A 25,562-nucleotide genomic window follows, 5' to 3' on the forward strand; every position below is an offset into this window, starting at 1 on the left:
TTTTTATGTAAAGCACTTTAATCTTTATAAGAAAACAAAAATCCCCATCTATTTGAGTCGTGAAGAGTCAAATAGATGGGGTTATTAATGCTGTTATTTTTCAAATGTAAGGGGTATACGTAGCTCATCATTTGGCTTGTTAGTTAAATATTTAAAAATGAGAATTTCTAGCTCCTTCTTGTCAAAATTCTCATAAACATCCATTCTTTTATTATTTTCAAGAATGCCCATATATTCAGGCGTTCCATAGATTTTTTCTTTACCCTCTAAATAATAGGTTTGATTGACTCCAGCAAACTCTGGATCAGGGCTTAATGATTCCACATAAAGGTTATTGTCCTTCATATAATAAGTCCATGAAATTGAGTACCCTGCTATATTAGATGTTACACTTTGAGGCTTTGCTGATATGTTCGTTAATTGGATTGAATTGTCGTCTCCGTATAAACCTTCAACATGGTTCCTAGCAACGAAAGCTACAGGTTGATTTTCCAAAGAGGCTCCATTTAGTCCAGTTATTTCAAAGCGCAGCTCTGTTTCATTAGGATCTCCAACTTCACTCGAAATATACCCAGTCAATAAAGTTCCACCTACATCCAGTTGATAATCCATATAAGGAAAAGTTTCGTATTTTTCGTGAGTAAGAATCAATCGAACTTGGGTCGGTGTAACCGACATTTCATGAATTTTAGTTCCACCAGGCACGTTGTCAATTGGAATATCTAGTACTTTCTTAAATGACGTATTTTCCAGTTGTGTTTTAGAGAGATTTAGTTGCATATTCCAAGTGCTTTCTTTTGTTTCTAGTATGCGGTTATAAGAAATTTGGAATTTAGTTCCCTCCTCTTGTAAGGCTTCAGACTCGAATAGTTGCTGACTAAAATATTCTCCTTTTGCTCCCTGTCTTCCCATGAAAGATCTTTTCCCTGTTTCAATTGAATGATTCGTATTATTAATCGCCTCAATGAATATCCCTGTATTTCGGACTTTTAAATCTGTAAGTGTAACTGCCGTTTTAAGCAATATTTTACCTTCATCTTGTTCAAAAGATTGAATAGACACTGTGTCAACTCCATCCTTTTGAATAGGGAACACTTGCGTAGTCAAGTCATTTGGATTATAGTCGATAGAATATTTCTCATCGCTGATGAACTGAATATTCTCCATCATAAGCTCCACTTCTGTCATCTGTCCTTCAGCCACCCAATCCGTTTCAAAATAACCCTGAAAGGTACCAAGCTCCTCATTCCAAGAATGTGTATAATTCCCTTCAATAAAGTTACCCTTGGAATCTTTAAGTCCGGTAAGTTCAAAGCCAATATTCTCTCCATCCCAAGAGGCATCAGGTTTCAAACTATATAAAAGAAAGGTTCTATTGTCATCGATAAACGCCGTATGTACAGTTAGCGTAAATCCATCCTTCGTAACAGATTGTTCAATCGTCTGCCCTAAGCCCTGATCTAATGCAGACTGAATACCAGCTCTATAAGAAAGAATAGTTGACCAATCATAATTCAGTGCTGCATAGACAGGGGTAGCCATTAGAGCGACAGCTAATCCTGCAACCAAAACAAATCTCTTTCTTTTACGCGGTCGAAGTTCGATCGGTTCATCCATGATTTTTAGTTCATCCTGTTGGATACTGCTCCACATTTGTTCAAAATCAGGATACTTCATGTTATGGTCTGCCTTCATCTCTTTTTTCAATTTCTTTTCAATGCGTTCCAAATTGATTCTCTCCCTTCAACCATAGATTTTGATTTTGTTCTAGTTTTTTGCGCATAATTTTCAATGCCTTATGGAGTCTCGATTTCACTGTTCCCACCGGAATCTTTAGTGTTTCCGCAATTTCCACTAATGATAGCTCACCGATGTAGCGAAGGGTGACAACAGCCATTAACTTTTCTGGTAGCTGTCTGAGTAGTGCATCCCACTCCTCCTCTGCTGCCTTCTCCAATACAATGGTGTCTACAGATTTAACTGTTGCCGTTGTTTGCTCCTGCAGCAACTGTACCTGACTCACTTTTTTTAACTGAGCCTGCTTCCTTTTAAGCAAATTTAAACATTGATTCATCGCAATTCGTAAAATCCAAGCACGTGTATGCTCTACACTTCTCCAATCCTGACGAAAGACGGTGACAAATACATCATGGCAGAGGTCTTCTGCATCTTGGGCGTTCCGTAGCATGTAATAACAGGTACGGTATACATCTTTGTTGTATGAATCGAATAATTCACGTTCTGTCAATTCAAGGCACTCCTTTCTAATTGTTCTACGTTATAAACAATTGACTACTAGAAAAGGTTCATCTTTTCAGAATTTCATGTAAATACTTTTTAATCTAATGATTATGTAAAAAAATCCAGTAAACATGTTCAAAATAAAAACAGATGGCAATATAGAGGTCCATTATGGAACATCTAATCCATCTGTTTTTGCCTAGTGGAAAATAGTAAACAAATACTCAAGACACTATTGTTACATGCAGATTTTTTCGGTTTCCTTTAAAAGATCTCTTTTGGCTAAATTCCGAATCACAATTGATTCTTCTAAAAATCCAATTTTAAACTTCACCTTTTTTTCGTGCTGCCATTTCATCTTTCATTTCTTCTTTTAATGCTTCAATTGACTGTTTACGTCGCTTATTTTTTTCTTTTAGCCTGTTATTTTCTAGAGGATCTGCAAATTCCATACTAATTTCTGCTTCCTGAACTTTCTCTTCAGTATTTTTAACAATATCACGCATGCGTTCAACATTATTGGATCGATCATCTGGTTTTCGGTGTCTTGAATTAGCCATGTTAACCTCCTCAAATTTTGACATACGGTTATTTTGGAATGATTTTGTCATTATATGAGTGCTAACTTTTTCTAAAAAATATCTTATAATAGCGGTCTATCCAATAATTCTAACTTTAATTAGAAACAATTAAGTTTCCCCATATAATAACCTGACATTGTATTCAAACAATCTCTTCCTTCAGACCTGCATAGGCCGATTTTGAATGCATAAATACAGATAAAACTAGGGCGATGAAAATAGCTATGACTCCAAATGCAATACATACCATTTGTAGGGAGAGCCATTCCGCTAGCAATCCTAAAGCTAACGTAAAGACAATCTGTAGCACGTTGATGACCATTGTGGAAATACTACCAAAACGGCCCATAATTTCTGTCGGTACACTTATTTGATAAAAGGTGCTGTATCCCGCATTACAAAATGACATACATATTCCTAATGCAATAAAGCTAATAATCGCTATTGTCACATTCGGTGAAGAGTAAAATAATGTGTAGGAAATTGTGGTCAAAAGCAGACCATAGACAATATATTGTCTAGTTGAAAACCTTTTAGCATAACGAGCAGCCAGTGCTCCACCAATGATCGCCCCAATCCCAGCGATACTAACAATGATACCGTATAGACTATCTGAAGCTTGTAGCTTTTGTTTAATAAATGTAGCTTCCTGTGAGTCTAATGCAAAGGCAATCATCAATGCACCTTGAAAATATAGAAATACTTTGGCAAAGACTTGCTCTTTTTTAATATAAGCGTAGACAATACCATAATCCTCTTTTAGCATCTTCCAAGTAATGGGTTTTCGTTGCATTTCCTGATGATCTTCTACTGCTGGAAGCTTAAAAATCGAGAGCGCACAGATAAAGAACGTCAAGGCATTAAACCAAAATGCTACAGATACATTTGAAATGGCAATGATAAACCCAGCCAATGCTGGCCCAATTAAAAATGAGCCTGAGCTAAACATTCCTAATATTGCATTAAAGGATTGTTTATCTTCGTCTGGAATATATTTCGAAATATAATAGGTACTACTCGGCCCAAAAAAGCTACTTGCAATATTAGATAAAAATAATACGCAATAGATGAGCCAAATAGAAGACGTAAATGGTAACAATAAAATCAATATGCCACGAATGATATCACTATAGATCATTAATTTTTGTTTATTCGAGCGATCAATAATGGAGCCTGCAAAAAAGCTTGTTAAAATTCGAGCAATCGGTCCTACAATAAATATACTAGCCATAGCAGTAGGCGATTCTGTTAAATGCCAAACTAATAAATTGAGTGCAACTAGATTTACCCAATTTCCTAAATACGAGAAACCAAAGCCAAACAGAATGAGACGATACTTCCTAATAATACGCATAAGTCTCCTTTCCATTACCTAAGAATGAATTATTGGTCTTTTTTTACATAAAAGTATTCCTTTAGATAATCATATCTATCGATGAATATTGGTGCAACTAAAAATAGCAACCCTTAGCTAAGATCATAGCTTTGGGTTGCCTTTTTAATTAGTTGAATCTCGCAGAATTAATATTGGTTTAAAGCGATATAATTTTTGTTCATCAGCAAGATGTTCTTTTTTGATTTTTGCTAGGAGCAATGATGCCGCTTTCTGAGCCATTGGTAAAATGGGTTGTTGCAATGTTGTAATGGAAGGTGTTAAAAAATTTGCATATGGTACATCGTCCACAGCGATTACTTGTACATCATTAGGCACATGTAAATTTCTTTTTTTAATATAAAGCATTAATTCTTCAAAAATACGATCATTTGCCGCAATGATTCCCTTTGGTGGTTGTTCCAATGTAAATAATTGATTGAATATCTCTGCCATCTCAGCTGGTTCACCATTTATTATATAGCGCTCATCAACGAACAGATTCCTGTTTCTGAGCGCTTGACGAAATCCTTCTAAACGTTCGACACGAGGAGTAATCGGTAAGGCTAAAGAGGTAGTGATAATGGCTAATGGTTGTTTGCGGAACGTCTCCACTGCCGTATTCATGGCAGAAAAATTATCAAGCAACACAGCTGGAATATCTACTCCCTCAATAAAACGGTCAATAAAAACGATTGGCATTGCTTGTTGATGAAGCCTTATATAGAGATTTTTATTTTCTCCCGTTGGAAAAACGATTAAGCCATCTACCTGTTTTTCTAGTAAAGTTTCAATATGCTTTTTCTCTTTTTTAGGGTTATCCGCCGAGTTACATACAATCATATGGAAGCCCTCTTTATCGAACTCTGCTTCCAGTGCATTTATAATTTTCGTTGAAAAGTCATGGATAATATTCGCCACAATAATACCAATTGTAAAGGTAGATTTCTGTTTTAAGCTACGAGCCATTAAATTTGGACGATATTGCAATGCTTCAACAGCTTCTTCAATTTTCTTACGAGTGTCTGCACTCATATATTCATATCGCTTATTCAAATATTGCGATACTGTACTATTCGAAACATTTGCATATTGTGCAACATCGGCAATTGTTGTTTTTTTCACTAAAATCAATCTCCTACCTATAAATATGAAAACTCTCCTTGGTATTATGTAGCATAGCATACTTTACTGGTTAAATTAACTATTCAAATAGTTATACACTTGTTCAGGTAAATCAATGCCCTTATCCATTGTTTCTGCACTACGCTTCTGTTCAATCTCACCAGGCACCAGTACCTGATCAAAATTGGGTGCTGTTGGCGTATCATGTAATTCATTTATCATTTGTGAAATATTTTCTTTGAATAGCTCGACGTCACCAAAAATATTTGGATCTAATACATATAAATATTGTCCAAGATTTCGTTTCTGTTCATAATCACCATACATTTTTGAAATGTGTGGACCAAAAGCTGCACTTGCTAAAATTCCAGAAAGAACATCTACTACAAGTGCCATCCCATATCCTTTTGGTCCTGCAAACGGTGTTAAAGATTTGACTTGGTGAGGATCTGTAGTTGGCGCCCCTTGTGCATCAACTCCCCACGAATTTGGGATTGTCTCTCCTTTTTCACGTGCATATAAAATTTTTCCGAGTGCTACATTGCTTGTTGCCATGTCCAAAATGATCGGTTTATCGTTGGTTGGAAAACCGTAAGCTATTGGATTCGTACCAAAGTAAGGCTCTTTTCCCCCAAAAGGAACGACTGCTGAGTCGGTTTGAGAGCACATAATAGCAATTAAATTTTCGCTCGTTGCTTGTTCAAGGAAATAGCCAAGCGCCCCACAATGGCTACTTTCTTGAATAATCGTTGTACATGAGCCATGTTCCTTAGCTATTTTAATCGTTTCATCCATCGCTTCCTTACAAATGACATGCCCAAAACCATTATTCCCTTTAAAAAGAAGGTGATTTGTGCCTCTTTTTTCTACTGAAAAATGGGGGTTTTTCGTTATGCCACCTGCCTTTAAACGTGTTATATAATGCTCCACACGCATAACACCGTGAGAACTGACACCACGTAAATCTGCATAAATCAAAACATCTGCTACTTGCGCTGCTGTTTCAGCGTCAACACCCTCAGCTGTGAATTTTCGAACAACGATTTCTTTTAATGCTGGTACAGAAATATTCATTGAAAATCCTCCCCATTACTTAAAATAGATTTGTGCTTTATTCGTGTTGTATTGTTTTGCCTCAAAGTAAGAAATCGCTTCATCGAATGCAATATTTTTCGTGACATAGCCTTGCTTTATAGCTCCTGACTGCATGTAGTTCATAACCGTCTCAAAGTCTTCTAACGTCGCATTACGGCTGCTTTTCAACGTTAATTCCTTGGAATGAAATTCAGGATCATTAAAAGTAATGGTCTTCTTCATTAAGCCAATAAACACTAATGTGCCACTATTTTCTACATACTGGAATGAAGATTCCATTGATTGTTGATTGCCAGTTGCATCAAAGACAACTGTAGGTAGTTCGCCATTAAATTTATCATGTAACTGGGCCATTACATCATGACTACCAACAATCACGCCATCCGCTTCCGTCCATGCCTGTCCTTCTTTTAAACGTTCTTCGTTTAAGTCCATTAACACTGTTATTGCGCCACGTAATTTAGCAAAACGAGCCGCTCCTAATCCAATTGGCCCTGCACCGATAACAAGTACCGTATCATTTGCTGTTAGTTCTGAACGACGTACTGCATGGGCACCAATAGCTAATGGTTCCACAATGGCTAATTGGTCACCTGACACAGCATTATCAGTAATCACGATACTGTCATCAACTACGATATATTCGCCCATACCTCCATCCATATGTACACCTAATACTTTCAAGGATTTACAGCAGTTCGTTTGACCTCGACGGCATGCAACACACTCTCCACAATGGATGTATGGAATAACTGTTGCACGATCACCTATTTGAATGTCCTTCACTGCTTCACCGACTTCTTCTACGATAGCAGCTAGTTCATGACCTAACACACGTGGATAACTAAAGAATGGCTGTTCACCTGCAAAAGCATGTGTGTCTGTTCCACACACGCCAATATGTGTGATTTTTAATAAAACATCATGACTTCCTTCAATACTCGGCTTGTCTACTTCACGTTCTACCATTTGAAATGGTTCATTAATTATTAATTGTCGCATGCTATTTCCTCCAATAAACTATTAATTGTGGATAATTGCTGAATAACCTTGGTTGCATCACACTGGAAATGTTGTTCGATGAATTGTTGCATTGGCTCTGTCTGACCTTGTTCAAAATGGTTATGGATTTCAGTTAGTTTTTCAATAACTTGATCCGATTCACGCATGGAAAAGCGTGTTGGATTCATTGCATACATCCCTAATGCTAAAGCTTGATAGTAAATTTCTGTTTCAGCATATGGAGCAATACGTGTTTGCCACTTGGATAACTCATTTAATTGAATATCATATAGCTGATGCTCAATAAATGGGTTTAAAAAACGTTCAAAGACATCTTGCTGATAGTGTTCATCTACTTGGAATCGTTGAGTAAAATCGTTTGTTACTTTTTCAATAAAGACTCGAACGCCTGCATGAGAAAATGCCTCTCTTACAGTTGTGTAGTTAAAAATCTTGCCGAATGCTGAAAGCAAAATATGACTACCATTTAAAATGGCGACTTTGCGTTTCCGATACATGTCTAAATCATCAAAGACAAAAGGGAAATCAAGACTTGTTGGCCAATGTTTAAATGGCTCTTTTTGATCAATTACAAATAAGAAATACGGTTCACAAACTGTGTAAAGGGCATCCTCACCCTGATAATCTTGTGGATAACCTGTTACAATACGGTCTACAAGTGTATTACAAAAAGTTAAAGTAGCAAGCCATTCATTAAATGCTGTAGGCAAATTCCAGTCTTTAGCATGCTGTAGACAAATTGTTTTTAATGTAGAGCCATTCTGTTCTATTAATTCCAAAGGCACAATTGCCAATTGTTTTTCACCTTGAAAATGATTGTAATATTGTTCTAGAAAGACGGTTAACTTTGCTGCATAGCTTGTTGGACAGGCAGTAGGATAAGGAATATTTTCGTAATAAATTCCTGCCTCTGTTGTATTAGACACAATCATTTCTAATGTTTCTGACTGGGCATATTGTAAAAATGTATGCCAGTTCTCATATGGATGAATCGTATCTTGAATAATCTTAACAGTGGTTTCTTCTTCTACAACCTCACCATTTTTTAACCCACGTTCCATCACAGTGAATTGCAACTGTTGTTCTTCTAGCTGTTTGACTGTTTTTCCTCTTGCTGTTGCTGCAACTGAAACGATACTGCAAGGGACTTGTAGTTGTTCAACTGCTAGGTCAAAAAAGCCTCTGATAAAATTCCCATCACCTATTTGCATTATTTTAATAGGATGTTTCATGTCATTTCTCTCCTACATCGTCACGCCATCTTTAAAAATGGCGATTTCTTTGAATCCATATTTCTCATTATTTGTTTGTACTTCTCCTGAAGCTAGCGCTACTATATAATCCATAAATTCATCGACTAATACATCCATCGGCTTACCTTCCACTAACTGCCCTGCGTTAAAGTCAATCCAATTTTTTTTACGTTCATAAAGTGGTGTATTTGTTGAAATTTTGACTGTAGGTGTAGGTCCTCCAAACGGTGTTCCCCTACCTGTTGAGAAAAGGACAATTTGGCAGCCTGTTGAGGCAAGTGCTGTTGTTGATACAAGATCATTTCCTGGACCATTTAGTAAATGTAGCCCCTTTGTGGACATACGGTCGCCATAATCAAGCACCTCTTTTACCTCTTGGAATCCCCCTTTTTGAATACAGCCAAGTGACTTTTCTTCCAATGTTGTTATTCCACCCGCTTTGTTTCCTGGGGAGGGATTTTCATAGACAGGTTGATTATATTTAATAAAATACTGTTTAAAATTATTTACTAAATGCACAATATCCTCAAAAACAGAGGCATCTTTTGCACGTTCCATTAAAATCTGTTCAGCACCAAACATTTCTGGAACTTCCGTTAACACCGTTGCACCACCTGCTGAGATCAATTGGTCAGAAAATACGCCAATCATCGGATTAGCTGTAATGCCAGAGAAACCATCACTACCGCCACATTTCAAACCGATTTTCAGCTCTGAAATAGGTAATGCTTGTCTTTCAAATGTCGTCACATAGTCAAAGGCTTTTTCAAGCAATAGTTGACCCTCTTCCATTTCATCTGCAGATTCTTGAACATTTAAAAAGGCTACGCGTTGTTCATCATAATGACCGATTGTTTTCTTAAACAGCTCAATATAATTGTTCTCACACCCTAGCCCTAATACAATCACTGCCCCTGCATTTGGGTGGTGAATTAAATTAGCTAATATTTTTTGTGTATACGTTAAATCATCACCGAGTTGTGAACAACCATATGGATGGGCGAAATGCTGTACACCATCAAAATTGTCAGCCTTCAATAATTGATTGCCCAACTTCGCCAGATTTTCAGCTACTTTGTTAATACATCCAACCGTATTAATAATCCAGATTTCATTTCGCACTCCAACCTGACCATCTTTTCTACGATAGCCCTTAAACGTGCGCTGTGCATGACGAGGTTCGGCTACAGGATGTGTTTTTGGATTAAATTCATAGCTTAATTCACCCGATAAATTGGTTTTCATGTTATGTGAGTGAACCCAGCTACCTGCTGAGATTTCTTCTGTCGCATGACCAATTGGAAAACCATATTTCATGATATGTGTATCTTTAGAAAGAGTTGTGATGGCAATCTTATGCCCACGTAGTACTTGTTGCTGTAAAGTTATTTCTGTCCCATCCAATGGAAGTAAAAAGCCTTGAGGAAGATCACTCAAGGCTATGGCTACATTGTCCATTGGATGAATTTTAATAACTGACTGATTGTTCATTTGAATCCATCCTTTCTATTTCTAAGCTATTTCTTTATGAACAATTGGTGTAACAAATTTAATAACTGCTAATGAAGCGATGACCGCTAAACCACCTGCAAGTAGGAAAGCCGCAGAGAACGTTCCTGTTCTGTCTACCAGGAAACCTGTTAAAGTTGGTCCAATAATACCTGCCGTGTTTGCAAGGAAGTGCATAAAGCCACCAACAGATCCAACATATTTAGATTCCACCACGTCATTGATGATTGCCCAGTAAATAGCACCTGTTAAATATAAGAAGAAAACAGAGGTAGCAACAAGCGCAACAGCACTAACTGTTGTTGTTACAATACCTGCACAGCCAATTGATACGGCGGCTAAGAATAAACATGTAACTAGAACGACTTTACGAGAGAATAAAACTCCCTTACGCATAAAACGTTTATAAATGAAATCCGATACAATTCCACTCATTGCTAAACCTAAGAACCCTAAAATCCATGGAATAACCGTCACAATACTCATATCTTTAACAGCCATTCCACGAGCTTCTACTAGATAGCTTGGGAACCAAGTTAAGAAAAAGAATAGGATATAGTTATAGGCAAAGAACGAAAAGGCTGTAAATAATACAGTTGGTTGTTTTAAATAGTAAGATAGACCACGACTATGATTGATATCTTCTGCTGCAATCTCTAAGTTTGCCATTGATTCTACACTGTCTTCTTTGTTCGGCTTTTCTTTTACCACTTTAAACCATACAATTGCCCAAATAAATCCAAGGATCATAATCGCAATAAATGAATATTTCCAGCCATATGCTAATGCAATATAACCGACAATTGGACCTGCAATCGCACCACCAAGTGGTGTACCACTATTGGCTAGCCCTACTACAGAAGCACGTTTATCTGCAGGGAACCAGTTGTTCACCATTTTATTTATGGTTGATGACAATGGTCCTTCCGCCATACCAAATACAATTCGAACAATAATTAATGAAGCAAATCCAACGACTAATACCATTGCTCCACTGAATAAAGACCATACAATCATCGCTACAAATAGCGTTAACTTGGCACCAAATTTATCGGAAGCCATGCCACCTAAAAAGTTGAAAATGGCATACCCAACAGAGAAACTACTAAAGATAATCCCTAATTGTGTTGACGTTAGATGAATATCTTCTTGAATAAATGGTGCTGCAATTGATAATGCTGAACGGTCTAAATAGTTAATGACACCCGCTAAAAATAGCATGACAATAACAACCGTTTTGCCATCTCCAAAAATACCTTGTTGTTTCATATCATTCACCCCTAAATTTGAAATAGATCCCCTTTGTTAAACGCCTGAGTATGCCATAAATCCACCATCAACAGGAATCGTTACGCCAGTGACAAATGCTGAGTATGTATCATCAGCTAAAAATAATAATGTCCCTAATAAATCTTGTGGTTTTCCAAAGCGTTTTTGTGGTGTAGCTGTAATGATTTTTTCTGAACGTGCTGTTAGTGAGCCGTCTTCTGTCAGCAATAGATTACGGTTTTGTTCGGTAATAAAAAATCCAGGTGCAATGGCATTGACACGTAAGCCTGCTTCTGCAAAATGCACAGCCATCCATTGCGTAAAGTTATTAATCGCTGCCTTTGCCGCGCTATATGCAGGCACTTTTGTCATAGGAGCATAGGCGCTCATGGATGAAATATTAATTATCGTCCCCTTCGTTTTCAGCAATGCTTCGCCAAAAACTTGGGCAGCTAAAAATGTTCCTGTAAAATTATTCGAGAATACGCTTTCAAAACCGTTTGGCGTTAATTCAAAGAAATTTGGTGTAGTTGATTGTTCTTTATATACTTCATCAGCAGTAATGGCATCTGGATGATTGCCGCCCGCTCCATTAATCAGTACATCAATTTGACCATATTGCTGTAATATTGCTTGTCTCGCTGCTATTAATGACTCTTTATTTAAAACATCCACAGAAAAATTAATTGCTTCTCCACCATTTTCTTTAATCGATTGGACGACTGCCTCGCCTTTTTGCGCCGTACGATTTAAAATAGCAACTCGCATACCTTGCCTAGCCAATTCCTTCGCCATCTCTGAGCAAAGAACACCACTACCACCTGTTACAACAGCCACTTTATTTTGTAATGCTTGATGCACCTTACTCACCTACTTTTAAAATAACTTTACGTACTTCATTTGGGTTTTTTTCTATAAATTCAAAGGCTGCTTTTGCTTCATGTAATGAGAAAGTATGTGTAATTAATCCTTGATGCTGTAGCTTTTCAGCATCAACAAGCTTCACTACGTTTTCAAATTGGAATGTTTGTAAACGTGATCCTTTGATCGATAATTCCTTTTTTGTGATTGGTAGAGGGGCAAGCTCAATGGCTTCCTCTCCAAAGCTAAGGACTACCACTCTTCCAGCAACTGAAACAGCATCAATAGATTGCTTAAATGTTAGTGGAATACAGACCGCATCAATAGATACATTGACACCTACTCCATCTGTCCATTGATTAACAGCCTCTAATAAATCTTGTTCTTTTACATTGACAACTTCATCCGCACCAAGTTCTTTTGCGAATGAGAGCTTAGCTGGATCCAAATCAGAAATCATCACACGTGCATCCATTAATTTAGCCATCTTTAAAATACAAATGCCAATCGGCCCTGCTCCTTGAATCAAGAGTGTCTCACCAGCCTGTAATTCACCACGATATACTGCTTGTGCGCCAATTGTATAGGGTTCGATTAAGACTGCCTCTTCTAAAGGAGTGTGGTCTGCTACTTTATGCAATTGCTTTTCAGCAACAACAAAGCGCTCACGCATACCGCCATCTTCATGAACACCAAAAACGGAAAGCTGTTCGCAGACATTTGGTTGTCCTTTACGGCAAGCATAGCACTCACCACAATAACGAATCGGTTCGACAACAACTTTGTCACCAGCTTTTAATCCTTGTACCTCTTGGCCAACCTCTAACACACGTCCAACAACTTCATGCCCAGGTACACGAGGCAATGTCGCTAATGGATTCGAGCCATGATAAATATGCATGTCTGAGCCACAAATACCAACATATTCTGTTTGAACTAGGACATCTGTTGACTCTGTTATCACTGGTTCTGCTACGTCAATTAAAGCCATTTCAAAAGGTTTGATTACTTGTAGTGCCTTCATACATGTCACCTATTTCTTTAGATTTTCATAAGCATCCCAAAGACCATTTAAATACATAATGCCAAGTGCTCGATCATATAAACCGTAACCTGGACGACATTGTTCTCCCCAAATATGACGACCATGATCTGGACGTACATAGCCTTCATAGTTTTGGTCATTTAATGTGCGTACAATATTTTTAATATCGATTGAACCATCCGAAGTAAAATGCGATGTTTCAAAGAAACTACCATTTTCCATAATCTTGACATTGCGGATATGGGCAAACGGAGCACGATATGCATATTTTTCAGCGATGGCTACCATATCATTTTGTGGGTCTGCTCCCATTGAACCTGAGCAGAACGTAAAACCATTCGCCATGGAATCAGAGATTTTAATTATTTTTTCATAGCTTTCTGCTCCTGTAATAATGCGCGGTAAGCCAAAGATAGAATACGGTGGATCATCTGGATGAATCGCCATTTGAATACCTGCTTCTTCTGCAACTGGTAAAATGGCTTGTAAGAAGTAAGCTAAGTTGTTCCAAAGTTTGGCTTCATCTACTTCTTTGTACTGCTCAAATAATTCTGAAAGTCGGGCTAATCGTTCTGGTTCCCATCCTGGGAGTGTTAAATCCGAAGAAGCGCTTACTTCATTCACCAGTTCTTGTGGATCTAAATTCATGACCTTTTCCTTATCAAAATAGAGAGCCGTTGAGCCATCTTCTAATGGATGGAATAAGTCTGTACGTGTCCAATCAAATACCGGCATGAAGTTATAGCAAATGACTTTAACACCCACTTCGCCTAGGTTGCGAATAGATTGTTTATAGTTTTCAATATATTGATCACGTGTCGGCAATCCTAATTTAATATCTTCATGGACATTGACGCTTTCTACAACATCTGTATGGAATCCAAAAGACTGTATATAATCAACTTCATCTTGAATGGCCTCTTTAGTCCATACTTCTCCTGCTGGTAGATGATGAAGTGCCCAAACAATTCCTTTTACATTCGGTATTTGTTTCACATCTTCTAATTTCACTGTATCATTGCCACGACCATACCATCTAAACGTCATATTCATACTTCATTACCTCCTAGTTTGATAGATTTTCAATATACGCTTTGGCACGTTCAACTACACCTGCGTATCCATCTTTTGCAAATGCTTTATTTAAATCACTACCAATCCCAACTGCAACTGCGCCTGCTTCTAACCACTCGTTCATATTAGCCAAGCCAACACCGCCTGTAGGCATAATTGTGATATGTGGTAGAGGCCCTTTAACGGTTTTAATAAAGTTTGGTTCAAATTGATTTCCTGGGAATAATTTAATAATGTCACTTCCACCTTCAAGTGCTGTCACCATCTCTGTAATGGTCATACAGCCTGGTAAATATGGTATGCTATAGCGATTGCAAAGCTTTGCAATCGCAGCGTTGTAGCTCGGACTAACAACAAACTTTGCACCGTTTAAAATCGCGTGGCGTGCAGTTTCAACATCCAATACTGTCCCAGCTCCAATTATTGCATCACTATGACGTAATGCTTTAAAGGTTTCTTCAACAAAAGGTGTTGTATACGTTATTTCAATTGCTCGAATGCCACCTGTAATTGCCCCTTTTGAAATTTCTGTCGCTTCTTCAGGTGAATTTCCGCGAATGACCGCTACAACTTTTGCATCTGACAACGCTTTCAAAATTTCGATTTTTTGCATTCCTGACAACTCCTAACGCTCAATTAGTTTTTCATCGCCGATAAATTGCCTTAATTCTTGCAAGGATGGGAGCCCTTCATTATCTCCTTTAATCGTGGCTACCAATGCACCTGCCCCATTGGCCAAACGGAGGCGTTCTACGATATCATCACCATTTAAATAGCTATAGACATAGGCTGCATCAAATGCATCCCCTGCTCCAACTGTATCAATGGCACGAATGGAAAAAGCTTCTCGTTCATACTGTTCATTAGCTGTATAAACTGTGGCGCCTTGCTCACCTTTTTTCACAATAATTTCATCTATTTTATAACTCTCTTGAACGTCTTTAACTGTACGCCCTTCAAATAAAAGTTCAAATTCATCCTGTCCTGTTAAAAGAAGATTGATAGATGGGTACACTTTTTCGTATACCGCTCGGGCATCTTCTATAGACCATAGTTTTAAACGTAAATTTGGATCAAAGGATATAGGAATATTTTTTACTTTGGCTAAAGCAATCAATTTCAATGCAACTTGAATGTTATGTTTACATACCGCTAAATACACGCCGCTAATATGTAATAAGTCCACATCATCAAGTACTGACTCATCTATACGGTCTTCTGTTAGCTCAAGTAATGGTGATGGGTTGCGGTAATAAAACGATTTACCTGCACCGTCTTCCCGAATTTCCTTGAAGTAGATAGACGTTGGAATATGTGGTGTTCGTAAGACATGTGATACATCGATTCCTTCACCACGCGCAAAGTTATAAATTAACTTGCCAAATTCATCGTCTCCAATACAACTAATCCATTTTGCTTCCATATCTAAACGTGTAACACCTATCGCAAAATTTAATTCTGCACCACCCACAGCTCGCTCAAAGGAAGGAACGAAACGTAGAGGACCTGTCTTAGATGGATTAAAAACGACCATTGCATCCCCAATCGTTGCAATTCGTTTATTTCTCAATATTTTCATCCCCTTCACAAGTAAAACGTTTTAGTAAAACGTTTTACTAATACTAACATGATTTTTTTTTCGTTGCAACAATAATCCGATTATTTAGATTGTTAGCGTCAAATGATCATTATTGTCTTACATGCATAAAAAAACCTCGTAAAAGATAGAATTTAATCTATCCTTTTACGAGGGAAATTCATTATTATTGATAAAATGGCTTTACCTTGTAGCCGTTTTTCTCCAAATGATAGCGAATATTTTTATCGATTAGGAAGTGACCTGAACCAACAACAACAAAGTACTTACCTTCTTTTTCTTCCAGTACATTCATGATTTTCTTTGCCATTTGTTCATCACGTAGACCAAATAGCATTTCATTAAATTCAGACGATGTACCTTCCATTGCTTGGAAGCTTTTTGCAAACTCTTCAACATTTCCTTGCTTCCAGCTTGTAAACCACTCTTGAAGAACTGCGGATTGATTCTCTTCAGATGGATTGATGATACTATCCAACACAGCGACTAATGACTGCTCCTGTGCCTCTGGTGATAATGCTTCAAACATATCAACCTGTGCTCTTGTACCTTCTAATTCAATCACTGGCTTCTGCTGCAACTGTGCATTCAATAAAAAGTATATATCGATACCGTGCATTGCCATCTCTTGTGGTGTCATACCAAAGGAATCGTCCATTGCAAGCATTGATAATGCACTAGAAAGCATCCACGGCTTTTGCACTGTCAACTGGTCCATCGGAAGATCATAAAGCTTTGCCACTTGTTCAAGCTTCGCATATGTTTCTGGTGCAACAGCATCTTTCAATGTTGAGCCATCTGCATACATTGCTTTTTCTGAATAGTATTCAAGTGCTTCTGTATCCAAGATATTCGCCTCTACTAACAGCGCATCCGATTCATCGAACGCCGTTACTAGTTTTTTATCGAATGGATATAAGTCTGGTGTTCCTAAATGAATAGAGCCTAATAAGTAGACAAGTGTATCCTCATCCTCTACTGTCCAGGCTACCCCCTTAGATCCTTGCTCTGCAAGTGCATATGTACTCTGAATAAAACGGACAGCTAGTAAAACAGCCTGTTGAGTCGTTGCCTTTTTCTCTAACTGCAGTCCATTTGGAGAGCCTTGTAATATATTATGCTCTTTCATAAATTGAACAGCATCTGTACCAACAGGTAAATCATAGCGCGCAACAATATTATACAAACGCTTCACAATATCTCCACGTGTGTTATCGTTTTTCACACTCATTGGTTTATATTGTTTATTTTCAGCTAACCCTAGAGAAGCAACTTTCTTTTCCGTTAAAGCTAGAAGTTCATTTACTTTATCCACTGAAATTTCTTGAAGGAAGCCATCAAAATACCATTCAGTTGAGTAAATTCCGTATTTTTCGCCCTCATTTAATGTTTCTATCGCCCATTCGCTAATCGATGGTACTAGGGGTGGTGTTTGCTCTTCTGCATGAATCACAGGTACAACTGTCGTCAGCATCAATGAGGCACCAAGCAACGCCGCACTCGTTCGTTTCATCATCTTTTTCATCAAATTCTTTTCTCTCCCTTTTCCTATTATATGTATCAGTATCGTTTGAAATTATACCATATAAAATCCAACTATTTTATACTTAAAAGTGAAAATATTGACAAATATGTATTGGCATTAATCTTTCTTGAAATAATTATGAAGAGGTTAAATTTAATAAAACGATGACAAATTATGCTGTCATCGTCTTCATGTTGTTGAAAAAAGATGATGTCAACGGCAGAAAAAGCAACTTTGCAAGGCGAGGGTTGATTTCCGTTCCGCCAGCGTCCTTTCCAGGGGGCTTCCGATGAGCCGCTTCACTCCCGTGGGATAGCGAGACAGGCGAGCCCCTACACGGAGCGGTAGCGAAGGAAGCGGCTCGGCGCTCGCCCACAGGAAAGCAAGTAGCCTGCAACGGAAATCCATTTCTACCTTTCAATTGACTATTTTGTTTTTCAACACTAAGAAGACGATGACAAATTATGCTGTCATCGTCTTTTTGTTTAATAGTATGAGGGATTATTGAACAAATTTAGGATCTAATATACCTAAACCACTACCTTCAAGTTCAAATTTCACTTTTGAAACTCCATCTAAATTAACATGAACCTTTACCTTGTCTTTGATTGCTCCACTATCATAAACCAATTTACTATCTGCATAAATTTTTAAGAAACCTATTCCGAAAGAGTTAGCTGATAATTTTTTAATTGGTGCCAAATTGGTTTCGAATCCCTTGTAATTTCCATTTGCTAAGTATTCCACTGTATGGTCTTGAACAGCGCCTCCCCCATGATAACCACCAAGTTGATAGGACCGCTCGAACTTCTCACCTGTACTAATAACGATAGAGCTTGGGTTATGGAAGAAGTGGTCTTCATCACCCCCAATAGGTTTTACATCTTTTAAAGAGGTAAATTGAGGAACATCACCAATATAAACCGATTTTGTTTTACCATCCCACGTTACCTTTTCACCTAAAGATTCCGCGACGAAACGCATTGGGACATAAATCGTGCCTTGATAATTAAATCCAGATTGACCTTCTGGTGGGACTTTTTCAACCTTATCTACATAGTAATTGATTGGATCCTGAAACACGCTGATCTTTTTCATGTCACTTGCTGCTTCCGTAGTGGAGAAGTACGTAAAAGTCAAACCTCCTAATATAAAAAACCCTAAGTAACTTGTTATGATAAATAGTTTTTTCACAAAATCACCCCTTAGAATAAACATAGATATATGTAATTATACCAGAAATTTCATATAAACTTTAAAGATTTTATACTAGGATATTTTTAAGCAAGCTTTTTATCTAGTAAAATTATATTTTCTGTACTAGTTTATTTGTACGCTATTTGAATATTAATGGAAAAAAACTCGACCCATAGCTAATGGATCGAGCGATTTTATTTTTTCTGCTAGTCAAATAATTTTCTTCTTAAAAATAGATGGTAGCACCTCTAACAACCGTTCACGTGTGATAGGATCACAATGATTCCATGAAAAATCTACGAAATGAGTCTTACCGGGAGTTAGCTCGGCTAAAGTGGCGATCTGTGGACAGTGAGTAATAGTTCGTAATTCTTGGGGAGAAGCCAAGATAAAATTACGTTCTCCAGCATAGTGATTTATTTGATGCTGCTGAATTTCTATCCATGCTTGTCCTTGCTCAATTAGGTGCATCACTTTGGGAGTCGGACGAAAGCCAAGCGATTCATACAAGCTGGCAGCCAATCCGGTCTGACACATAACATAAAATTTTGCACCAAACTTGAGATAAACAGTAGCCGTCTCTCCAGCAACATAAGCATCTGCTAATTGCCTACGTACTAGCCTTACTTTGTCTTCATATGTAGTAATCCACTTTTCCGCCGCTTTACTCCGTTCAACTAGTTTAGCGATATACCGTAACCGCTCGAACAATCTATACTTCTTGTCCAGTACAACAGTTGGAGCAAGCGCATCTAGTTCCTGCAAGTCTTGCGGATAATAGCTAAGCAATATGAACTCCGGCTGCAGCTGTGCTATTTTATCTGGATCTGCCCAATCCCCGATACTATGAATATTTCGCAACTTATTGTGATAAACCACATTATCTCTCATGATAGAGATGGCTGCTCCTATAGGGGCTATGCCTAGAACGAGTAATTCCCCAAGTGTAAATTTTCCATCAGTCACAATACGTGTTGCACCTGTAGGAACAAGAACCTTTCTGCCCAGTGAATCGATAACTGTTCTTTCTGGCGTATGAAGATGAATATTTGCATATTCACGTGGGGTGCTTCCAGTTAATTTATGAAAGCACCGACTGAAATAGTATTCATCTTTAAACCCAATTTGTCGAGCTATTTTGCTCAATGGATCGGTGGTATGACGCAGAAGTTCTTTTGCCTGATTTATACGTAAATGAGTCAAATAATCAGTCGGCTTTTTGCCAGTCAACGTTTTAAACTTTTGACTATATTGCCATCTGACCATTCCAGCCATGTTAGCCAGTTGTTCTACTGTCAAGTCCTCATCATAATGCTGCTCTATGTACTGTACAGTTTTTTGAACCAATTGTATCTTTTCTTCGTTCAGTAACTGGTTAGCTTGCTCATCTAACTGGACCATCATAGCTAGTATCTGCTGAAGTCTACCTTGCATCAGCGCCATTTCTGATGTGGATAGAGAGGAGCAAAGTTGATTATTTATCCATGCTTCATTTCCTAATACTTGCTTGACTTGAGAAAATAACAGATTATAGGGATAACCACAAAGCAAGGGTGGATGGGCAACCCGGTTCAAAGTCATTCCTTCTACTTTAAAAGTTTCAAAGGTAAAACGCACAAACTGTGCCTCTTTGTTACTTGATTCTACAGTGTAGCTTTGTACAGGTAAAATTAGAATGCAGCTTCCTTGTCGTAGATCGATAGCCATTTTGTCTACATACAGCCGTATGTCATGACTGAGTGCTATCAATAATGTGCATAAATTTGTTTCATTACCATTTATTCCCTCATCGTAGCTACTGGCTGACATGATCTGATCAATTTGAAATCGATCATACTGTTGTAGCCTAATATATAGGGGTGCTAGATTCATAAGCAACTCTCCAACCATTGAAAATGATTCTCATTACTGTTATTGTAACATATAAAGACCCTCTATCAACTATTGTTCGAGTATGTGCTATTTTAGAATACAAATGATTTAAAAAATTGCTTGGGCAAATACAATTTTTACTGTTTGTGCATCCATTCTGGTAACTTTTTATACAATTGCTCCAAAGCTAATAAATTATCTGTGTTCCATTCATTAGGAACAACATAAACATTTCCCTTTTTGACTGCAGGCAAAGTTCCCCATACTGGGCTTTGTAGCAGTCGATCAGCTTCTGCTTCACTTTCCTCATCCTCTTGTACAATTACAAACAAATGATCACCAGAAAACTCTGGAAGTACCTCTTCGGAAACCTCAAGGAAAGATACCCCTTCTACATCAATAATATTCTTCTGTACAGCTGGTGGGACAGCAAAACCGTTTTCTCCATATATAATGGCACCAAAGTTACGATCGCCCATAACATAAAGTATTTTACCTAACTGGTAGAATACTGTTGCGGTCTCCCCTTCTGCTAATTGAAGCTTATCAAACATTTCTTTAGACTGTGTTTCAAACTTAGCAATAATTTTCGTTACTTCTTCCTGTTTACTCAATATATTCCCCATCTCCTTTATACGTTCTGCATAAGGAAGAGCTGGGTTGAAGGGAATCGTAGTAGCGATTTTTGACAATTCTTCGTTAAGATTTGGATCCGCCTTGTAATAAACATTAATAATCAGATCAGGTTTTAAAGTCAGAATCGTCTCTAAGCTAGCAGGATTTCCAATATCAACGATGCCTTCAAGTTTATCTCCATAGTAACTAGCAGGATCTTGAGGAAGATTATTACCAACAAGGGGAATATCCATCGCTAAGAAATCACCCGTCGTCTGACCAATATAAACCACTCGTTTTGGATCTGCAGGTATTTCAACCTGTTCGCCTGTAATCGTTGTATATTGAACTGTTGTCTCACTTTCCTCTGCTTGCACATCAGATTGAGCTGTTTTCTCGTTTTCCTTTTCCTTCACATCAGATGCGTTGCCATTAGAACTGCATGCCGATAATATCAACATCAATAACAGGAGGAAACTCCCTCCCCATAGTATATTTCGCTTTTCACGATGTTTCTTCACAATTATTGCCCCTTTCCTTCTTTCTTTTAATTGAAAATGATTATCATTTACAGCATTATTATAGTTGGTATAAAAAGCGTAAACAATGGAAAAAACGCAACGATTTATTTGGATAAATGTCAATAGTCAGGATATGAAAAGTTTAAATTTAGAAAGCAACTGAGCATCTAGACTAAATACCCTTGGTGCCATTATAGGGTTTGGTCTGTATTGATTATTTGTTCAATTTAGACCTTCAAGTTAGAAAATGGGGAAATTTAAGTATAAGTATTAGCTCCCTTTAGAAGCAAAAAGGAAACCATCTTTGAAAAAGGATTAGCTCAAAGTGGTTTCTTTTCTTATCAATTAGTTTTCTGATTGGCTATTCTATTTGATTTCTTCAGCCAGCTCCAAAATAATCCCTTCTGGCCCGCGAACATAGCATAATTTATAAACGTTTTCGTAGTTATAGATTTCACCAACAAGTTCTACGCCTTTCTTTGTCAATTTGCTAACAAGGGCTTCAATATCTTCAACATTGAAGGCAATATGCTGGATACCCAGAGTATTTGCTAAAGGATGCTGGATGCCTATTTCATTTGATGGTGCGTTAAACTTTACTAGTTCAATATTCGTCTCACCGTCTGGCGTTCGCAACATTACTATTTCTAGATTTGCGTCACTATCTGACGTTCGCAACCTTGCAACGCCCTCTTTAACATCTTGAAGCCCTATTACCCGCTCCATCCTTTTCACCCATTCACCCTCCACTTTTCCTTCCCCCAACACCTCAAGGCCAAAGTCAAGAAAAAATGCTTTCGCTGCAGGAAGATCATTTACGATTATCCCCACATGATCAATCTTACGGATTTTCATATTTCATACCACCTTTCTCCTAATTTTAATCATTTCTTTTTGATTGCTGAATAGCTTTTTCCCCCTATTCAACAAACTATCCACCATTGGCAAATATCTATAACTAACATGAACTAATAATCCTATTTCTTAATCTTTTTTATCGTATATTAGGATGGTCCTTTTTACGAACAAAAACGCTTTAAAGTGCCTTTTCTGAAACAACTCTATAAACCTTATAGCTGGCACCCCAATAGCAATATAAAAAAGAAGCCCATTAAAATAAGGCTTCTTCTACACTTATAGATAAAAGTTTTTCATTAGGTAACCCCATGTGCTATAGCTTTTAAAGGGGGAAGATCCCCAATACTACACAGACAATAATCATGACAATCGTAGAACCGAAAGCCCACTTTAAGAAGATACGTTGTAGTTTGCCGAAATCCTCTCCAACCATACCTACTAATAAATACGTAGAGGGAACAAGCGGACTTAGAAGGTGTACTGGCATTCCTAAAAGAGAAGCTCTACCAATTAAGGCTGGGTCGATACCATATACTGCTCCTGCCTTGGCAAGTAACGGCAGTACTCCATAGTAAAAAGCATCATTTGACATAAAGAATGTAAAAGGTGCGCTTAGGATGGCTGTCACAACAGCAAAATGAGAACCCATTGCATCTGGAATATAATGAATCACTGAGTTTGCCATCGCATCTACCATCGATGTACCTGAAAGAATGCCTGTAAAGATCCCAGCTGCAAAAACCATCGAAACAACAGATAATGCATTGTCAGCATAATTCGCAACACGTTCTTTTTGATCTTTCAATTTTGGATAGTTTACAGTAATCGCAATCGCAAAACCAAGCATGAATAATGTAACAGGTGGTAATAACTCCATAATTAACGCTACTAAAAGAACGATTGTCAGAGCATAGTTAAAGATAATTAGTTTTGGACGTTTCAAATAGTCATCTTCGACTGTAGCAGCAGGCTGAGCTGCCGCTTCATAATCATATTCTATAATACCAATCCGCTTTCTTTCCTGTCTTCCGAACGTAAATGCCATGAACAGAACAAAGATAGCTCCGCCAATCATCGCGGGAATCACTGGTGTAAAAACCTCAGACATTTCCAGATTCAAAGCGGTCATAACCCTTGCAGTTGGTCCTCCCCAAGGTAGAAGGTTCATCACACCTGAAGCTGAAACGGCAATACCCGCTAATACAATTGGTCGCATGCCAATTCTTTTATAAAGCGGTAGAAAGGCAGAAATAGTAATCATGTATGTTGTCGTGCCATCACCATCTAAAGAAATCAGTAGAGCTAATACAGCTGTTCCGATAGCAATTTTAACAGGATCACCCTTTACTAACCTAAGAATCGTTTTAATGATTGGATCAAAGACTCCAGCATCAATCAAAATACCAAAGAAAAGAATGGCAAATAAAATCATAATCCCTGTTGGAGCGACACCTTTAATCCCATCCAACATCATAGGACCCATCTCACTTCCGAATCCACCAATAACTGCAAACGTAATTGGAACTACAATTAATGCAATCATTGCTGTAAGACGGCCAGTCATAATCAAAATCATAAATACTATTATCATTAAAAAGCCTAAAATTGCTAGCATAATACTCCCCCCAATTGCTCCTCAAAATTATTTATCAATTTGATAAATAATTAATTTTCCGAATATTACACCTAATAATAAAATAACATCGAGCAAATGTAATCGTTTACAAATTAATGTTTATTAATTTCTTTATAGCTATTTCGTACATTTTGTTCACGAAAAAGCATTCGATTCATGTACCGTCTACTTTAGATGTGCAAAAAAAAAGAGGCTAACCTTGGACTATGTATTCTCTCTACCATCTGTATGAAACGGTAAAAAAGCAAACACATAGGTCTCAATAGTCAACCTAATAAAGCAAATATATTACTGTGCATAATAAGAATAAATCTACTTAGTAAATCTCCAATAATTTCTCATATTTCTTATTTTCTTCATCAAGAAATCTAGAGGTTTCACTACTGTTCATATAAAAATCTTCCCACATATATTTTTGCAAAATATGTTTCCATTCTTCGGTTTTGACCATTTTTGCAAATGTCATCTCCCAAAATTCGATTTCCTTTTTTGACATATTAGGTGGTCCCATAATACCGCGCCAATGTTTAAAAACAACCTCTATTCCTTCATCTGTCCATGTAGGAATTTCGGGGAGCTCCTTTAATCGTTTCTCTGATGAAATGACGAGCAATTGTACTTGATTCAAATCATAATATTTTTTAGCCTCGGATAAAGTCATCGTTGCCACATCTATTTGCTTTTTTAATAATGCCTCAACTACTTGACCACTATTTTCATACACTAAAAAATCTAGTTTTTCAGGGCGTACTCCAGCCTGTTTACTCGCTAAAACAAAAGAAATTTGATCATCATTGCCTAATCTCGGGGAGACACCTATTTTATAGGCTTGGGGTGTTTCTTTCAGCTTTTCCATTAAACCTTTTGCACTTTTTATTTCTGAATCCTTCGAGACAATTACAACATCCCATTCTGTAGCCAAAGTGGCAATCGGTGTAAAATCTTTATAGGTTAACTTACTCTGCCCCAATAAATGATTGGTAATGAGTAGGCTTGAATTCATTGCTAGCACATGATCTTTTTGCTGTTTAGTATATTTCCACCCTAGCTCTCCACCCGCACCAATTTTATTCAGTATATGAATGTCCTCATCAATCAAGTTGTTACTCCGTAAAATGTCCCGTATGGCTCTTGCTGTTTTATCCCAACCTCCGCCAATAGAGCTTGGGGCAATGATTGTTACGGTATCTTTTATCGCTTCTTGCCCCTCATCTTGTGAACACCCAAAGCAAAGCATGACAACAAGCACGAAAATACTCATTATTTTTTTTCTCATTGTTCATTCCTTGTCCT

Annotated in this window: 22 protein-coding genes; all 22 read right to left on the minus strand. The window is 37.6% G+C overall.

Annotated features, from left to right (window positions below; genetic code table 11):
• Window positions 1-93: 93 nt before the first annotated feature.
• Window positions 94-1,728, minus strand: a complete 1,635-nt coding sequence (locus MHB40_RS23955) for a DUF4179 domain-containing protein (RefSeq protein ID WP_342533569.1) — start codon at window positions 1,726-1,728, stop codon at window positions 94-96.
• Window positions 1,715-2,248 carry an RNA polymerase sigma factor gene (locus MHB40_RS23960; RefSeq protein ID WP_205446093.1) on the minus strand — a complete coding sequence of 178 codons (534 nt, stop codon included), beginning with the start codon at window positions 2,246-2,248 and terminating at the stop codon, window positions 1,715-1,717. The genes MHB40_RS23955 and MHB40_RS23960 overlap by 14 nt, the downstream gene beginning before the upstream one ends.
• 316 nt (window positions 2,249-2,564) lie before the next feature.
• The gene (locus tag MHB40_RS23965) at window positions 2,565-2,801 is read right to left on the minus strand and encodes a small acid-soluble spore protein Tlp (RefSeq protein WP_205446094.1); all 237 of its coding nucleotides are present in this window, start codon (window positions 2,799-2,801) and stop codon (window positions 2,565-2,567) included.
• Between the two features lie 163 nt (window positions 2,802-2,964).
• On the minus strand, window positions 2,965-4,176 hold the full coding sequence (locus MHB40_RS23970; protein ID WP_342533570.1) for an MFS transporter: 1,212 nt from the start codon (window positions 4,174-4,176) through the stop codon (window positions 2,965-2,967).
• A gap of 144 nt (window positions 4,177-4,320) precedes the next feature.
• Window positions 4,321-5,319 carry a LacI family DNA-binding transcriptional regulator gene (locus tag MHB40_RS23975; RefSeq protein WP_342533571.1) on the minus strand — a complete coding sequence of 333 codons (999 nt, stop codon included), beginning with the start codon at window positions 5,317-5,319 and terminating at the stop codon, window positions 4,321-4,323.
• 75 nt (window positions 5,320-5,394) lie between these two features.
• Window positions 5,395-6,393 carry an ureidoglycolate dehydrogenase gene (allD, locus tag MHB40_RS23980; protein WP_342533572.1) on the minus strand — a complete coding sequence of 333 codons (999 nt, stop codon included), beginning with the start codon at window positions 6,391-6,393 and terminating at the stop codon, window positions 5,395-5,397.
• Window positions 6,394-6,408: 15 nt separating this feature from the next.
• Window positions 6,409-7,416, minus strand: a complete 1,008-nt coding sequence (locus MHB40_RS23985; protein WP_342533573.1) for a zinc-binding alcohol dehydrogenase family protein — start codon at window positions 7,414-7,416, stop codon at window positions 6,409-6,411.
• Window positions 7,404-8,669: a hypothetical protein gene (locus MHB40_RS23990; protein WP_342533574.1), complete on the minus strand. Its 1,266-nt coding sequence runs from the start codon at window positions 8,667-8,669 to the stop codon at window positions 7,404-7,406. The genes MHB40_RS23985 and MHB40_RS23990 overlap by 13 nt, the downstream gene beginning before the upstream one ends.
• Before the next feature lie 12 nt (window positions 8,670-8,681).
• Window positions 8,682-10,181 carry an altronate dehydratase family protein gene (locus MHB40_RS23995; RefSeq protein ID WP_205446100.1) on the minus strand — a complete coding sequence of 500 codons (1,500 nt, stop codon included), beginning with the start codon at window positions 10,179-10,181 and terminating at the stop codon, window positions 8,682-8,684.
• A gap of 21 nt (window positions 10,182-10,202) precedes the next feature.
• Window positions 10,203-11,468 carry an MFS transporter gene (locus MHB40_RS24000; RefSeq protein ID WP_205446101.1) on the minus strand — a complete coding sequence of 422 codons (1,266 nt, stop codon included), beginning with the start codon at window positions 11,466-11,468 and terminating at the stop codon, window positions 10,203-10,205.
• 36 nt (window positions 11,469-11,504) lie between these two features.
• Window positions 11,505-12,338: an SDR family oxidoreductase gene (locus MHB40_RS24005; protein ID WP_342441968.1), complete on the minus strand. Its 834-nt coding sequence runs from the start codon at window positions 12,336-12,338 to the stop codon at window positions 11,505-11,507.
• Window positions 12,331-13,353: a zinc-binding alcohol dehydrogenase family protein gene (locus MHB40_RS24010; RefSeq protein ID WP_342441969.1), complete on the minus strand. Its 1,023-nt coding sequence runs from the start codon at window positions 13,351-13,353 to the stop codon at window positions 12,331-12,333. Before MHB40_RS24010 ends, MHB40_RS24005 begins: the two co-directional genes overlap by 8 nt.
• A 9-nt stretch (window positions 13,354-13,362) precedes the next feature.
• Window positions 13,363-14,427, minus strand: coding sequence for a mannonate dehydratase (uxuA, locus tag MHB40_RS24015; protein WP_342441970.1), 1,065 nt, complete (start codon window positions 14,425-14,427; stop codon window positions 13,363-13,365).
• A gap of 13 nt (window positions 14,428-14,440) precedes the next feature.
• Window positions 14,441-15,061 carry a bifunctional 2-keto-4-hydroxyglutarate aldolase/2-keto-3-deoxy-6-phosphogluconate aldolase gene (locus MHB40_RS24020; RefSeq protein WP_205446105.1) on the minus strand — a complete coding sequence of 207 codons (621 nt, stop codon included), beginning with the start codon at window positions 15,059-15,061 and terminating at the stop codon, window positions 14,441-14,443.
• A 12-nt stretch (window positions 15,062-15,073) separates the two neighbouring features.
• Window positions 15,074-16,027, minus strand: a complete 954-nt coding sequence (locus MHB40_RS24025; protein ID WP_342533575.1) for a sugar kinase — start codon at window positions 16,025-16,027, stop codon at window positions 15,074-15,076.
• A gap of 184 nt (window positions 16,028-16,211) precedes the next feature.
• A complete protein-coding gene (locus MHB40_RS24030) occupies window positions 16,212-17,570 on the minus strand; it encodes a TraB/GumN family protein (RefSeq protein WP_342534815.1) in 1,359 nt (452 codons plus the stop codon).
• A gap of 501 nt (window positions 17,571-18,071) precedes the next feature.
• Window positions 18,072-18,764 (minus strand): stalk domain-containing protein, encoded by a 693-nt coding sequence (locus tag MHB40_RS24035; RefSeq protein WP_342441972.1) that lies wholly within the window; start codon window positions 18,762-18,764, stop codon window positions 18,072-18,074.
• A gap of 213 nt (window positions 18,765-18,977) precedes the next feature.
• On the minus strand, window positions 18,978-20,639 hold the full coding sequence (locus MHB40_RS24040; RefSeq protein WP_342534816.1) for a helix-turn-helix domain-containing protein: 1,662 nt from the start codon (window positions 20,637-20,639) through the stop codon (window positions 18,978-18,980).
• 137 nt (window positions 20,640-20,776) lie between these two features.
• Entirely contained in the window at window positions 20,777-21,775 is a 999-nt protein-coding gene (locus MHB40_RS24045) for an ABC transporter substrate-binding protein (protein ID WP_342533576.1), read from the minus strand.
• 366 nt (window positions 21,776-22,141) lie between these two features.
• The gene (locus MHB40_RS24050; RefSeq protein ID WP_342441975.1) at window positions 22,142-22,630 is read right to left on the minus strand and encodes a VOC family protein; all 489 of its coding nucleotides are present in this window, start codon (window positions 22,628-22,630) and stop codon (window positions 22,142-22,144) included.
• Window positions 22,631-22,955: 325 nt separating this feature from the next.
• Window positions 22,956-24,248 (minus strand): CitMHS family transporter, encoded by a 1,293-nt coding sequence (locus MHB40_RS24055; protein WP_342533577.1) that lies wholly within the window; start codon window positions 24,246-24,248, stop codon window positions 22,956-22,958.
• Between the two features lie 337 nt (window positions 24,249-24,585).
• Window positions 24,586-25,530, minus strand: a complete 945-nt coding sequence (locus MHB40_RS24060; protein ID WP_342533578.1) for a tripartite tricarboxylate transporter substrate-binding protein — start codon at window positions 25,528-25,530, stop codon at window positions 24,586-24,588.
• Between the last annotated feature and the right edge of the window lie 32 nt (window positions 25,531-25,562).

Source organism: Lysinibacillus sp. FSL K6-0057 (genome assembly GCF_038630885.1).
Classification (GTDB): Bacteria; Bacillota; Bacilli; order Bacillales_A; family Planococcaceae; genus Lysinibacillus; species Lysinibacillus fusiformis_F.

Bases quoted from the DNA above. Each gene is read 5' to 3' on its own strand.
- MHB40_RS23985 (WP_342533573.1), bottom strand. From the start codon at position 7,416: ATGCGACAATTAATAATTAATGAACCATTTCAAATGGTAGAACGTGAA.
- allD (WP_342533572.1), bottom strand. From the start codon at position 6,393: ATGAATATTTCTGTACCAGCATTAAAAGAAATCGTTGTTCGAAAATTC.
- MHB40_RS23995 (WP_205446100.1), bottom strand. From the start codon at position 10,181: ATGAACAATCAGTCAGTTATTAAAATTCATCCAATGGACAATGTAGCC.
- MHB40_RS24010 (WP_342441969.1), bottom strand. From the start codon at position 13,353: ATGAAGGCACTACAAGTAATCAAACCTTTTGAAATGGCTTTAATTGAC.
- MHB40_RS24000 (WP_205446101.1), bottom strand. From the start codon at position 11,468: ATGAAACAACAAGGTATTTTTGGAGATGGCAAAACGGTTGTTATTGTC.
- MHB40_RS24040 (WP_342534816.1), bottom strand. From the start codon at position 20,639: ATGAATCTAGCACCCCTATATATTAGGCTACAACAGTATGATCGATTT.
- MHB40_RS24030 (WP_342534815.1), bottom strand. From the start codon at position 17,570: ATGAAAAAGATGATGAAACGAACGAGTGCGGCGTTGCTTGGTGCCTCA.
- MHB40_RS23990 (WP_342533574.1), bottom strand. From the start codon at position 8,669: ATGAAACATCCTATTAAAATAATGCAAATAGGTGATGGGAATTTTATC.
- MHB40_RS24025 (WP_342533575.1), bottom strand. From the start codon at position 16,027: ATGAAAATATTGAGAAATAAACGAATTGCAACGATTGGGGATGCAATG.
- MHB40_RS24020 (WP_205446105.1), bottom strand. From the start codon at position 15,061: ATGCAAAAAATCGAAATTTTGAAAGCGTTGTCAGATGCAAAAGTTGTA.
- MHB40_RS23970 (WP_342533570.1), bottom strand. From the start codon at position 4,176: ATGCGTATTATTAGGAAGTATCGTCTCATTCTGTTTGGCTTTGGTTTC.
- MHB40_RS24050 (WP_342441975.1), bottom strand. From the start codon at position 22,630: ATGAAAATCCGTAAGATTGATCATGTGGGGATAATCGTAAATGATCTT.
- MHB40_RS24060 (WP_342533578.1), bottom strand. From the start codon at position 25,530: ATGAGTATTTTCGTGCTTGTTGTCATGCTTTGCTTTGGGTGTTCACAA.
- uxuA (WP_342441970.1), bottom strand. From the start codon at position 14,427: ATGAATATGACGTTTAGATGGTATGGTCGTGGCAATGATACAGTGAAA.
- MHB40_RS24055 (WP_342533577.1), bottom strand. From the start codon at position 24,248: ATGCTAGCAATTTTAGGCTTTTTAATGATAATAGTATTTATGATTTTG.
- MHB40_RS23965 (WP_205446094.1), bottom strand. From the start codon at position 2,801: ATGGCTAATTCAAGACACCGAAAACCAGATGATCGATCCAATAATGTT.